This is a genomic window from Actinophytocola sp. (genome assembly GCF_036555685.1).
In the GTDB taxonomy this organism is placed as follows: domain Bacteria; phylum Actinomycetota; class Actinomycetes; order Mycobacteriales; family Pseudonocardiaceae; genus Actinophytocola.
The window spans coordinates 1-12,470 of the sequence record NZ_DATBKY010000111.1 but is presented as its reverse complement, the minus strand read 5'-3'; the positions used below and the strand labels follow the sequence as shown (position 1 = coordinate 12,470).

9 protein-coding genes and 1 pseudogene are annotated in these 12,470 nt (G+C 74.5%); 7 read left to right on the top strand and 3 right to left on the bottom strand.

The genetic code is table 11. The annotated features are described in order from the left end of the window. Positions 1-20 precede the first annotated feature (20 nt). The 7 genes from mftR to VH969_RS11670 all read left to right on the top strand — a co-directional run bounded on the left by mftR (position 21) and on the right by VH969_RS11670 (position 7,941). On the top strand, positions 21-653 hold the full coding sequence (gene mftR, locus VH969_RS11700) for a mycofactocin system transcriptional regulator MftR (RefSeq protein ID WP_331973721.1): 633 nt from the start codon (positions 21-23) through the stop codon (positions 651-653). A 221-nt stretch (positions 654-874) separates the two neighbouring features. After that, on the top strand, positions 875-2,041 hold the full coding sequence (locus tag VH969_RS11695) for a thioester domain-containing protein (protein ID WP_331973720.1): 1,167 nt from the start codon (positions 875-877) through the stop codon (positions 2,039-2,041). Between the two features lie 173 nt (positions 2,042-2,214). After that, the gene (locus tag VH969_RS11690) at positions 2,215-5,109 is read left to right on the top strand and encodes a glycosyltransferase (RefSeq protein WP_331973719.1); all 2,895 of its coding nucleotides are present in this window, start codon (positions 2,215-2,217) and stop codon (positions 5,107-5,109) included. A gap of 12 nt (positions 5,110-5,121) precedes the next feature. Beyond that, positions 5,122-5,967 carry a DUF4397 domain-containing protein gene (locus VH969_RS11685; RefSeq protein WP_331973718.1) on the top strand — a complete coding sequence of 282 codons (846 nt, stop codon included), beginning with the start codon at positions 5,122-5,124 and terminating at the stop codon, positions 5,965-5,967. Next, positions 5,964-6,674, top strand: a complete 711-nt coding sequence (locus VH969_RS11680; protein WP_331973717.1) for a class F sortase — start codon at positions 5,964-5,966, stop codon at positions 6,672-6,674. Before VH969_RS11685 ends, VH969_RS11680 begins: the two co-directional genes overlap by 4 nt. Before the next feature lie 92 nt (positions 6,675-6,766). Then, positions 6,767-7,243 (top strand): helix-turn-helix transcriptional regulator, encoded by a 477-nt coding sequence (locus tag VH969_RS11675; RefSeq protein WP_331973716.1) that lies wholly within the window; start codon positions 6,767-6,769, stop codon positions 7,241-7,243. A gap of 77 nt (positions 7,244-7,320) precedes the next feature. After that, positions 7,321-7,941, top strand: a complete 621-nt coding sequence (locus VH969_RS11670) for a hypothetical protein (RefSeq protein ID WP_331973715.1) — start codon at positions 7,321-7,323, stop codon at positions 7,939-7,941. Positions 7,942-8,043: 102 nt separating this feature from the next. Here VH969_RS11670 and VH969_RS11665 read toward each other — a convergent pair whose 3' ends face one another. The 3 genes and pseudogenes from VH969_RS11665 to VH969_RS11655 all read right to left on the bottom strand — a co-directional run. Beyond that, a complete protein-coding gene (locus VH969_RS11665) occupies positions 8,044-10,542 on the bottom strand; it encodes an Hsp70 family protein (protein WP_331973714.1) in 2,499 nt (832 codons plus the stop codon). 20 nt (positions 10,543-10,562) lie between these two features. Beyond that, complete coding sequence (locus VH969_RS11660; protein WP_331973713.1) at positions 10,563-12,032, bottom strand: dynamin family protein; 1,470 nt, start codon at positions 12,030-12,032, stop codon at positions 10,563-10,565. Next, a pseudogene (locus VH969_RS11655) lies at positions 12,029-12,470 on the bottom strand (Isoniazid-inducible protein iniA); the annotation flags it as partial. The gene VH969_RS11660 and the pseudogene VH969_RS11655, both read right to left, overlap by 4 nt.

The window sequence follows — 12,470 nt, the reverse complement described above, 5'->3', positions numbered from 1 at the left end:
AAGACCTCGGGAGGGGCGAATTGCCGGACGACGGTGCGCGCAACGGTACGGCCGGGACGGCCGCGCCCGGTGCGCCTCGGCCCGGCCGGCGGCCGGCGACGACCCGGGACGAGCTGACCCACCTCGCCCTGGAGCTCTTCGCCGCCAAGGGGTTCGATGCGACCACCGTGGACGACATCGCGGCCGCGGCCGGCATCGGCAGGCGGACGTTCTTCCGCTACTTCGCGTCCAAGAACGACCTGCCCTGGGGCGACTTCGACGAGCGGCTCGAGGACATGCGCAAGCACTTCGCGCGGATCCCCGACGGCACGCCGCTGATGGAGGCGGTGCGGATCGCGACGATCGAGTTCAACCGCATGCCGCCGGCAGAGGTCCGCTACCACCGCGAGCGGATGGCGCTGCTGCTGCGCGTGCCCACCCTGCTCGCCCACTCGACGCTGCGGTTCGCCGCCTGGCGCCAGGTGGTGGCCGAGTTCGCCGGACACCGGCTCGGGCTGCCCGAGGGCGACCTGCAGCCGCAGGCGATCGCGTGGGCCGCGCTGGGTATCGCGCTGTCGGCCTACGAGCAGTGGCTCGACCACGAGGACAGCGATCTGTCCGAACTGCTCGATCGGTCGCTGTGCATGCTCAACAGCGGTTTCTCGTCGCGCTGACCCGGGTTCGTTCGCACTTGTAACGGTCTTGCGCCGACGACCAGCAATTTTTGAACGCTGGGCCAACCGGTTCCGTATTCGGGTGTGCTACCGGTGTCACCGCCCTCGGCGGCTCCGGCGGCACCCAGGCATGCGCGCCTCCGCTCCGCGGGCTCTCCCTGTTGCCCGCACCGGTGGGGACGCGTTCACGAGGGCTGTTCGTGGGACTGACAAGGAGAGTCATGGCCAGCAGGTTCAAGTTAGCCCGTGCGGGTGCGGGAGTCACTGGCGCCGCGGTGGTGCTGATGATGTCCGCGGCCATACCGGCGTCCGCCGACCCGGTCACCGGCACCGTCGACGGCGGCGCACTGGGGTTGAACGTCGACGTGGGCGACGGCTTCAAGAACGACCTCTCGACGCAGCTGATCGGGCTGACCCTCGATGACGGCACGAAGCTCGGCACGTACTGCGTCGAGATCGACACCGGGCTCGACCGCGCGCAGCCGCTCGTCGAGAAGGACTGGTCCGACTACCCCGACCAGCGCTCGCCGTTCAACGAGAACAAGGAAATGATCAACTGGATCCTGCACAACGGGTTCCCGGAGAAGAACACCACGGAGCTCGGGCAGGTCCTCACCAGCCGCGGCACCGCGCTGAACGACGGCGCGCTGTCCGTCCAGGAGGCCGTGGCCGGCACGCAGGCCGCGATCTGGCACTTCAGCGACCGGACCGACCTGAACCAGACCGACCCGGTGCCCGGTGACGCACGCTCCGGCGCCGACGTGCTGGCGCTGTACGAGTTCCTGATCGGCCCGGACAACGTCGGCCTGCGCGACGAGCCGACCGCGGCGCTGCAGATCGACCCGAAGTCGAAGTCCGGTACGGCCGGCGAGCGCATCGGGCCGTTCACGGTGAAGACCACCGGCACGATCTCGAAGCTCTCCACCGCCCTGCCCCCCGGCGTGCGGATCACCGACGCCGACGGCAAGCAGGTCAAGGCCGCGCAGATCAAGAACGACTCGCAGCTGTTCTTCGACGTGCCGGCGGAGATGGAGGACGGCGGGGCGGCCTTCCGCCTGACCGCGGCGGCGAACGTCGACACCGGTCGCCTGTTCGTCGGCCAGGACTACCTGGAGGGCAAGCCGACCCAGTCGCTGATCGTCGCGCAGTCGGACAAGACGACGCTGACGGCGAAGGCGGAAGCCACGTGGCAGGAAGTGGACGCGGCACAGGGCTCGCCGCCCATCGCGCAGGGCAGCAACGGGGTCGACGAGGACGTCGACGGCAACCTCGCCGAGACCGGCGCCTCGATCCTGGTCCCGTCGGTCATCGGCGGCGTCCTGATCCTCGGCGGCCTCGGCGCGCTGATCTACCTGCGCCGCACGCGGGGTCGGGCTGACACCAGGTAGGTAATCCCCTCATCGACGGTCGCCCTCGCCCTCACGGGTGAGGGCGACCGCCTTCTTACCAGGCTCAGGCAACGGCCCTCATGCATTTGCATGAGGGCCTTTGCGCCGCCGTCGGGCACAGTCCTGCAGGTGGGAGCGAGTGAGCTGAGCCTCTTCGCCGACGGCGCGCGGGTATGCGCATGATGGTCGCCGGCCTCGTCGCGCTCATCGTCATCGGGCCCAGCCTCCTCGTCCACGGCATGGTCTGGCTGGCCCGCCGCCGGCGCCGCCCCGCCCCCGCACGCCCCGTCGATCCCGCGACCGCGGGCGTCGCGATCCTGGTCGTCGCGCACGACGAGGAGGACCGGATCCTCGACGCGCTCGCCACGGCGCGTGCGGTCGTGCCGGCGGAGAACGTGCACCTGGTGTCCAACGGCTCGACCGACGGCACCGCCGGGCTCGCGCACCGGCTCGGCGCCGAGGTCGTCGAGACGCTCGGCACGCTCACCACGGCCGGCGCCGTCGCGGCCGGCGTGCACGCCTTCCACCTGCTCGACCGGTTCTCCTATGTCCTCGTCCTCGACGTCGGCATCCGGCTCGCGCCCGGGCATCTCGAGCGCGCGCTGCCGCTGTTCGCCGACCCCGGCGTGGCGGCCGTCGACGCCCGGGTCGCGCCGGACTGGCTGCCGCCGCGCCGGATCCTCGCCGCGTACCGGGCCCGCCGGTACGTGCTCACCCAGTCGTTCGGCCGGGGACCGAAGGGCCCGCCGGCGACCGTGGCGCGCGGGCTGCCCGCGGTCGGCCGGATCTACCGGACCGCGGTCCTGGCCGAGCTGGAGCTGGACCCGCCGGGGCTCGTCGAGCCGGACCTCGACCTGACGCTGCAGGTCTACCGCCGCCGCCTCGGCCGGGTGACGCTGTGCCCGGGCGCACCCGCGGTCACCGCCACCTCGCTGCGGCTGCGCGACCACCGCAGGCTCACCCGCCGCGCGGTCGCCGGGCTCTGGCAGACCGCGCATCGCGGGCGGGTCGGCCCGGCACTCGCCGCGCAGCTGCTCGAGCTCTTCGTCGCGGCCCTGGTCACGACGCTCGTGCCGCTCGCGGTCCTGCTGCTCGCCCTGCCGCTGGACTGGGCCCCGCTCGACGCGGCGCGGTCGGCCGGCACGCCGGTGGAGCTCGCCGGCGGCCTCGTCGCGGCCGACGTCCTGCTGACCCTCGCGGCCGCGGTCGCCGCCCGCCAGCCGCGCTACCTCCTCGCCGGCCCGCTCTTCCCGCTGCTGCGGATCGTCGACGCGGTCGGCGTGCTGCGGGCCACGCTCGCCCGCCACCCGACGACCGCCGGGCGGATCGAGGCGCCCGCCGCCACCGTGCCCGAACCGCGCGCGGCACCCGACGACGAACCGGCCCGCGAGCGCCGGGCGGTCCGCTGGTCGGTGCCGCTGGGCTGGGCGTTGTGGACGGCCGCCGCGGTGGCGCTGGTCGCCCGGGTCGTGGCCGTACTGCCGGTACTGCCCGCCTCGGCCGCGGAGGTCACGCTCAGCCGGTCCGGCTACGAGCGCTTCGCCGGCCTCGGTGGCGGCGTGCCCGGTCCGCTCGCCGCCACCGACCGCCAGCTCGCCGCGTACGCGTGGCTGACCGACCCGTTCGGCCGCCACGGCAGCGTGCTCACCAGCGCCCGCGAGCTGTCCGTGGTCGCGCTCGTGGTACTCCTCGCCGCGCTGCTCGTGCTCACGGTCCTGCTGCGGCTGCACCCGCTGGTCAGCGCGGCCGCGCTCGCCGTGCTCGCGGCCGTCGGGCCGTCGGTCGCGGTGCTCGGCCCGATCGGTCCGGGACTGGTGGCCGCCGCGTGGCTCGGCCTCGCCGCGGTCGGGGCGCTCCTGCTCGCGCGGGCGTTCGCCCGCGACCGGCTGCTGCTCGTCGCGGTCGCCGCGCTGCTGACGCTCGCCACCGGGCTCGCCGCGGCCGCGACCGCACCGCTGCTGATCATCCCCGCCGGCGTCGCCGTCACCACGTGGCTGTGGTTCCTCGACGTCGAGCGGTACGAGCCGGACGCCACCTGGCGCGGGCACGCCGCGGTCGTGCTGTTCGCGACCGCCAGCATCGCGGCGCTGCTGTGGCGGGCGGACCTGATGCTCGCGCCGACCGGCGGCGTGCTCACCGGCATCCAGCGGCCCGCGCTGCTGGCCGCGGTCACGATCACCGCGGGCGCCGGGCTCGTCGTACCCCGCATCCGGCCGCTGTCGGTCGGCACGCTGACCGGCGTCGGCCTCGCGGCGGGCGTCGGCGCGCAGGCCGGCGTGCTCCTGCCGGCGCTCGTGGCCGCCGCGGCCGTCATCGCGGCGCTGCTGCTCGACGCGGCCGTGCGCTCCCCCGCGCCGGCCCTCGCGGGTGGGGTGGCCGCCGCGCTCACCGCCGCGGCGGCCGTCGCCGGCCTGCTGATCGCGCCCCCGGCCGCGCCGCCCGCCGACCACCTCGCGCTCGCCCGGTGGGTCGGCCGCCAGCTGGAGGCGAGCAGCACGCTGACCGTGCCCCCCGACGTGTGGGCCGACCTGCACCGCGACTTCGCGCGGACGCATCCGCGGACCGCGGTGCGGCGGGCCGGCGACGAGCCCGCCGAGGGTCTGGTCGTCCTGCACGGGAAGCCGTCGGGCGGGCACATGCTCGGCCGCTTCGGCGGGCTGACGCTCGTCACGACGCTGCTCGACGAGAGCTACCTCGACCCCGCGCCACGCGTGCGGGCGGGTGCGCAGCTCGTGCGCAACGAGCACCTGACGCCGTCCTCGCAGGCGCGTGCGGCGCTGGTCGCGGGCCGGGTCGACCTGCGTGCCATGGCCGTGCTCGCCGGCCTGTGCGCCGAGTACGACATCAGGCTCGTCCGGACCGGCAACTCGCCGCACGAGCGCGGCTCGGGGCTGCCCGACCGCACGATCGTCGTATCCACATCGGACGGACAGGCGGGGAGCGAGGCCGTGCTGAGCTGGCTCGCCGCGCAGGAGTCGCCGTTCGCGCCGGACGTCGCCCGGCCCACACCGGAGGGGATCGCGATCGGGTGGCGCGTGCCGGAGTCGCTGGAGGGGGCTACTGGATGAAGGGCTGGTCCCATGAGGAAGTTCCAACCGAAGACGTGGGGCGCGGTGGCGCTCGCCGGCGCGCTGACCGCCGCCCTCATCGGCGTGCCGCCGGCATCGGCCGCGGCCGGTGAGTCGTACCTGCGCCTCGCGCACCTGTCGCCGGACACGCCACGCGTCGACGTGTACCTGACCGCGTTCGGCAGACCCGACTTCCACCTGCGCGTGAACGGTGTCGGGTACGGCGACGTGTCGGACTACCAGACGATCCAGCCGGGCGAGTACACGATCGCGATGCGGCCGGCCGGCGCACCCCCGTCGACCAAGCCGGCGATCTCGACCACGCTGTCCGCCCGGAACGGCCGGGCGTACACGGTGGCCGGCCTCGGCTCGTTCGCCGACCTCGCGCTGAAGGTCCTCGACGACGAGATCTCCCTGCCGCCGGCCGGCCAGGCACGCATGCGCGTGGTGAACGCCGCGCCGCACGCGGGCGACCTCAGCATCAAGCGCGCGGGCACCGCGGTCATCGAGCACGTGGCGTTCGGCGACGCGAGCTCCTACGTGTACGTCCCGGGTGGACCGACCTCGCTCACGGTGCAGCCGGTCCAGGCCGAGCCGACGAGCCTGCCGGTCACGCTGGCGACCGGCAGCGTCTACACGGTGCTGGTGCTGGAGAAGAACGGCGCGCTGTCCGCCGGGGTCCGGCAGGACGCCAGCGGCGCCAAGGTCGTGCCGCACGGCGCCGTCGAGACCGGCCTGGGTGGACCGTCCGGTTCGGACACCGGGCTGCGGCTCGTGCTGCTCGTGGCCGCCGCGGCCGCGGGCGGTGCGCTGGTGCTGACCAGGCGGCGCAACCGGATCACCAGCCGGGCCGCGTGAGCGGCCGGCACCGCAGGACCAGCGTGGCGGTGGGCCGTACCGCCACGCTGGCCGGCGCGGTGACCGCCCTGCTCGTGACGGGCGTGGGCGCGCTCGGCGCGGACCAGCCCGCCGTCGTGGCCCAGGCCCGGCCGGTCGCCGCCGCTGCCCTGCCCGCGCCCCCGGCCCCGCCGCCGGTAAGGAAGTCGGCGCCGAACTGGGCACCGGTCCCCACGCCGACGACGACTCCCACGTGGACGGACGCGCCCGCGGCACCCGCGGCGAGCGCCGCCCGGCCGGTCCGGCTGCGGATCCCGGCGATCGGTGTGGACAGCCGGATCGCCGACATCGGCGTGGCCGCGAGCGGCGCGCTCGTGCCGCCGCGGGCGACCGACGTGGCCGGATGGTTCAGCGCCGGTCCGGCACCGGGGGACAACGGGCCAGCGCTGCTCGCCGGGCACGTCGACTCCTACACCGGGCCCGGCGTGTTCTTCCGGCTCACCGAGCTGCGGCGGGGCGATCAGGTCGTCGTGGCGCGGGCCGACCACAGCTCGGTGACGTTCGTGGTCGACTCGGCGAGGCGGGTGTCGAAGGCGGCGTTCCCGACCGAGCTCGTCTACTCGCCGAAGCCCGTCGCGATGCTGCGGTTGGTCACGTGTGGGGGTGCGTTCGACCCCGCCGCCCGAAGTTACCGGGACAACATCATTGTCAACGCCACGATCAGGTGAAACGGTTTCGCCTCCCACGCGATGAACGGGCGGGGCAGTAGGGCCGGGCGGGGTGGACCGCCGCTGACCTGCGAGCGTTTGGGGTGGTCGGGATGGACAGGCACGCCACGGGACACCGGGGCGGCGACGCCCCCCACGCGACCGTGCTGAGGACCGTGGGCAGCGACATCGCGCTGCTGTGCCGGCAGGTCGAGTCGATCCGGACCGACGAGGGCGTCCCGCGCGACGTGCGCGAGCGGCTTGCGATGATCGACAACGAGCTCTCCCGGATCGCCCGGCTGACCGGCAGCGCAGCCGTGGCGCCGCCCGTCCCGCGGCTGCCGGACGACGCCGAGAGCGCCCACCGGCTGGCCGGACACCTGACCGAGCGCGAGTGGCAGTGCCTGGAGCTGCTGGTCCGGGGGCTGAACACGCGGGCGATGGCGCGGGCACTGAGCGTCTCGGTCACGACCGTGCGCACCCACGTGCAGTCGCTGCTGGCCAAGCTCGGCGTCAACTCGCGGCTGCAGGCGGTGGCGCTCACCGTGCGGACCGGGCTGCTCGACCAGCCGCTACGCCGGGGCGGGTGACCGGCGCCACGGCGGTTCGGGGGTCCGGTGGGGGTTTCCCCGACGCGTGGACCGGCCCGGGTTCCTAAGGTGGTGACATGGCTTCTGGGCGTCCTCTACACGAGCTGCTGTCCGACCTCGTCGGCGACGCGGATGCCGCGCGGGCGCACGGCGCCCCGGAGGCGTACCTGGCCGCGAACGGCCATCCCGACCTGCCGCCCGACCTGGTGGCGGAGGCGGTGGTGAGCTATGCCGACACCGCACCGGTGGACGTGGCCGAGCACCTGGCCCCGTACGTGATGACGCATTCGGCCGTCCCGGCGGAGCCGGCGGACGAGCCGCCGGCGCAGGACTGGTTCGGCCTGCTCACGACGGCGCCGGAAGGTCCGCCGGAGCTCGACGACATGTCCGGCGACCTGTCCGCCGGCCCCGACGACGGGGCGGGTCCGTGGTCTCCGGACTCCGGCTCCGCCCACCACGACCCGGCGGCCCTCGACTTCGGCTCCGGCTCGGTCGACGACGGCGGCGCACCCGCCGACGACTCCCCTGACGGCTCGCCCGACGACTCCGCCGACGACTCCGGACCGTCCTCGGCGGCGGACGACGCCGACGGGCAGGAGGACGCGGCCTGGAACGACCTGGAGCCGGAGAACGTGGACCTGGACGTCGTCCCGGCCGACGACGCCGACGAGACCGGCGACCTCGACGATCTGGACTGACTGCCGCACACACGACGAAAGGCCGGGCACTCGCCCGGCCGTTCGTCGTGAACCAACCGCCGCTCGAAGGCCGGGCCATCGCCCGGCCTTCGCCGTCTTCGGTTACGGAGCCGACGGCGGCGCGTCGGGCGGGGTGTCGTCGGTCGTCGGTGGTGTGGTGGTCGTCGTCGGTGGTGTCGTCGTGGTCGGCTCATCGGTGCGCGGCGCGTTGTTGCCGTTCCCGTTCCCGTTGCCGTTCCCGTTGCCGTTCTGCTCCTGCGACGTCTCGGTGGAATCGGTCCGGCTGATCGGGACGCAGTTGCCGGTCACGTACTTGCCCTTCTTGTCCCGCACGAGCATGTGGTCGGCGTTGGCGATGCGGGCGCAGACCTTCTTCGCGTCCCCGATCGCGGAGACGAAGTGCCTGTCCGTCACGTCGAGGACGACCGGCTTGTCGGCCGTGTTGTACCACTCGCCCTGCTCGCTCTCCGGGACCTGCGCGCCCATGATGCCGGCGGGCGGGTTCTTGCCGTCGCTGCCGTAGATGTGGATGTGGATCGCGTCCATGCTGAACGGCTTGCCGTCGTTGCGGTAGTCGATGATGATCTTCCCGTCGGCGATGACGGCCGACGTGAGGCAGACCCAGCGCGGGTTGGCCTTGATCGCGTCGGTGCACCGCTCGTCGGGAGGCAGCGAGTCCTGCGGCGTGCTGGAGGCCGGCTGCTGACCGGCCGCGGTGGTCCGCGGGTTCTCGTTGTTGCCGCCGAAGACGTTGAGCGCCAGGGCGACCACGGCCAGCACGACGAGCACGATGACGGCCGACGCGCCGATGAGCACGCGCCGCCGCTTGTCCCCCGTCTCCGGCGGGGGCCCGATGGGCTCGCGCTCGGTCTCGAGAGGCGAGGTCGCCTGCGCGCCGCCCCGCCCGGTCGGTATCCCCCCGGCCGGCGTCCGCGGCCCGCCACCTGCCGGCGGCCGTGGTCCGCCACCGGCAGGCATCCCGCCGGGTGGCGTGCGGGTGCCACCCGGCGGGATCCGCTGAGTCCCGGCCGCGGCGCGGAAGGCCGCCTCCGGCCCGGCGGGAAGACCACCCGGCGGCGTCCCCGGTCCGGCATCCGGTCCGCGCACCCCGGTTCCCGGCCCGCGCCCACCGGCGAAGCCGCCGGGCGGCGTCGCCGGGCCGCCGAGCCCCGCGGCGGGCGCCGCACCGAACTCCCCCGGCGCGCCGGCACCCTGGCCACGGCCGATCCGGCCGCCACCCGGCGCCGTGCCGTCGCCCGCTCCCGGTCCGGCACCCTGCGCTGCAGGACCGCTTCCCGGTCCGGCCGGACCGGCGCCGCGGCCGGCCGGTCCCGAGCCGGCGGTCGGCCGGGCGGCCGGCGCGGTCCCCTGCCCCGCGCCGGCCGCGAGGCCCGCCCCGAGCCCGGCCCCTGCGGCCAGCCCCGCGGCGGCACCCACACCGGGCCCTCCCGCCCGGCCCGGCCCACCGGCAGCGGACCCGCCACCCGGTCCGCCCGGTGCACCTGAGCCAACCCCGGGGGCCACGCCACCCCCGAGCCCGCCGATCGCGCCGCCCGCGAGCCACGCCGCTCCCAGCGCGACCGCGTGCTTCGGATGCGTGTCCACCGCCACGGGCGGGCCGAGCTCGGCCGACACCAGCTGCCCCACGATCGGCATCCGCGACGAGCCGCCGACCAGCAGCACGGAGTGCAGCTGGTCGGGCTCCAGCCCCGCCGACCGCACCGCGCGCTGCAGCGCCTCGATCGAGCCGTGCAGCGACGGCCGCACCATCGCCTCCAGCTCGGCACGCGTCAGCCGAACCTCCGTCGTCACCGACGGCAGCAGCACCGGGATCGCCGTGTCCGTGTCGGCCGAGAGCGCCTCCTTCGCCGCCACGCACTCCTCGCGCAGCCGCGCCACCGCCGAGATCGCGGCCGGGTCGTCCTCGTCGAGGTCGTCGAGCTTCGAACCCAGCGACGTCCGGACGTGGTTGAACACCGCCGCGTCGAAGTCGATGCCGCCCAGCCGCTCGATGCCCTCCGGCTCACCGAGAATCGCGAACCCGGTGGGCGTGCGCCGCAGCACGGCCGCGTCGAACGTGCCGCCGCCGAGGTCGTACACCGCGACCACCGCGCCGACGCCGAGCCGCTGCTCCTGCGCGTAGTTCACCGCCGCGGCCTCGGGCTCCGTGGCGAAGGTGACCGACGGCAGGTCAGCCATGCGCACGGCCTGCCGCAGCAGGTCGATCTTGTACGGGCCCCAGTTCGCCGGGTGCGACACGCACACCGAGGACGGCGCCCCGCCCTCGCGAGAGACCACTTCGGCCACGACGGCCCGCAGCAGCTGGGACATCAGCGACTCGGCCGAGTGCGGGGTGCCGCCCAGCAGGATCGGGGTCGTGTCGCCGAGGCGCCGCTTGAACTCGCGCGCCACGCGGTTGGGCTCGGTCAGCCCGCGTCTGTTCGCCGCCTCGCCGGTCAGGAACGTCTCGTCCTCGCGCAGCAGCACGACCGACGGGATCGCGGCGCCGCGACCACCCAGCGACACGATCTGCGTGCGACCGTCACGCCATACCGCCGCGGCGGTGAACGTGGTGCCGAGGTCGATGCCGAGTGCGTACATGGGGAAGCTCCGGATTGGGTTCAGGGACGGGACAGGTCTGCCAACATGCCTTCGCACGAGCGGACGGCCACCCGGGCGGCGACCGCGAGCTCGTAGGTGGTGAGCGGGTTCTCCGCGCGGCGCTGCCACCGCGACAGCGCCTCGGACGCCGCCGCGGTGAGGTCCGGGGCGGCGGCGTCGGCGGGCAGCCGCAGCCGCTGGTGGGTCGCGCCTCCGGCGCCGCCGATGACCCGCTCCAGCTCGGCGACGACATCGTCCTTTCCGGACACCCAGCCCGACCGCAGCCCGGACAGCACGCGCAGCTCGTTGAACGGGTGCGCGGACGCGACGACCGACTCGACCTCCGCGGCGAGCGAGTCCGAGCCGGGCAGCGACAGCGTCCGCACGACCTCGGCCACCGCGAGCAGCGCCGAGCGGCACTTGAGCACGTCGCGCCGTTCGAAGAACAGCGACGACAGCAGCTCCTGCAGATCGCCCAGCCCGCTGCGCTCGGCCAGCTCGCGCGCCAGGTCGGTCGCGGTGGCCGCCGCCTTGCGGCGCAGCATCGTGCTCGCGAGCCGCACGCCGAACAGGCCGAACCGGTCGAGCAGCGCATTGCGCTCGATCTCGGTGAGGCCCAGCTCCGGGCGGCTCGAGACGAACCGGTCGGCCGACAGCAGCAGCTCCTCGGCGTCGGCCACCTCGAGGTCGGCGATCTTGCGCAGCTGCCCGACCTCATCCTCGGTTAGCGTCACCGCAGTCTCGGCGAGCAGCCCGGCCACCGGCAGCACCGACTGCACGAGCCGGCGCACGTTCGGGTCCGCGCCGAGCCGGGCCGCCACCCGCCGCGCGGAGGCCATCGAGTCGAGCCGGCCCACGGCGATCTCGTCGGCCCGCGACAGCACGCCGATCGCGTTGACCGGGCTGGGCCGCGAGACCTCCGAGTCGTGGAACGCGCGCAGGAACTCGACGTCGCCGGCGTGCAGGTGGCGCATCAGGTAGACGACCGCGTCGGCCGGCGTCTCCTCCTCGTCGGGCACCAGCAGGTCCCACGTGCGCCGCGACGCGGACTCGGTCAGCGAGCCGATGCCGGGCGTGTCGACGAGGGTCACCGCGCGCAGCGCCTGCGCCGGCCAGGTCACCACGAGCTCCGACACGTCGTCGGCCGCGAGCCCGCCGAGGTCGATGTCGAGCTGCCCGTTCTCCCGGGTGAAGCGCAGCTGCCGCGGCGGCTGCCGGTCGAGGCTGGCCTGCACCTGGTAGGTGTGGCCGTCCTGGTACCAGGTGACGATGCGGGTGCACTCGCCGGCGTCGGTCGGCGCGAGCCGCTCGCCGACGAGCGCGTTGAGCAGCGTCGACTTGCCCGCCTTGACCCGGCCGGCGACGGCCACCCGCAGCGGCTGGTCCAGCCGGGCACGCAACCCGGCCAGCCGCTGCGCGTGCGGGGTGCCGCGGTAGACCTCGCACGCGTGCGAGAGCACGGTCCGGGTCCGGTCGACGAGGGTGGTCACTTGGCCACCGCCCGCGCCAGGTCGCGCAGCTGGCCGATGCGGGTCAGCTCGGCTTCGACGTCCTTGAGCCGCTTGTCGCGGTCCGCCTGGGACTTCTTCGCCGCCTCGGTCGCCGCGGTCAGCGCCTTCGCGTTGGACTTGGTCAGCTCCTCGGCGAGCGTGGTGTAGTGGTCACGCAGCTCGCGCTGGATACCACGCAGCGTGTCCTTCGAGTCCTTGGCCGCGACGAACGTGATCTTGTCGCAGTACTTGCGCATCTCGTTCTTGGCGTCGCTGCGCCGCTTGGCGATCTGGCGCTTCTTCTCCTCGCGCAGCCCGCGGTGCCCGAGCACCAGCCCGATGCCGATGCCGATCGGGCCGAGCATGATGCCCACCATGCTGCCGATGACGGTGAACATCATCGCGCCGCCGTAGGCGCTCTTGAGCGCGACGAGGCCC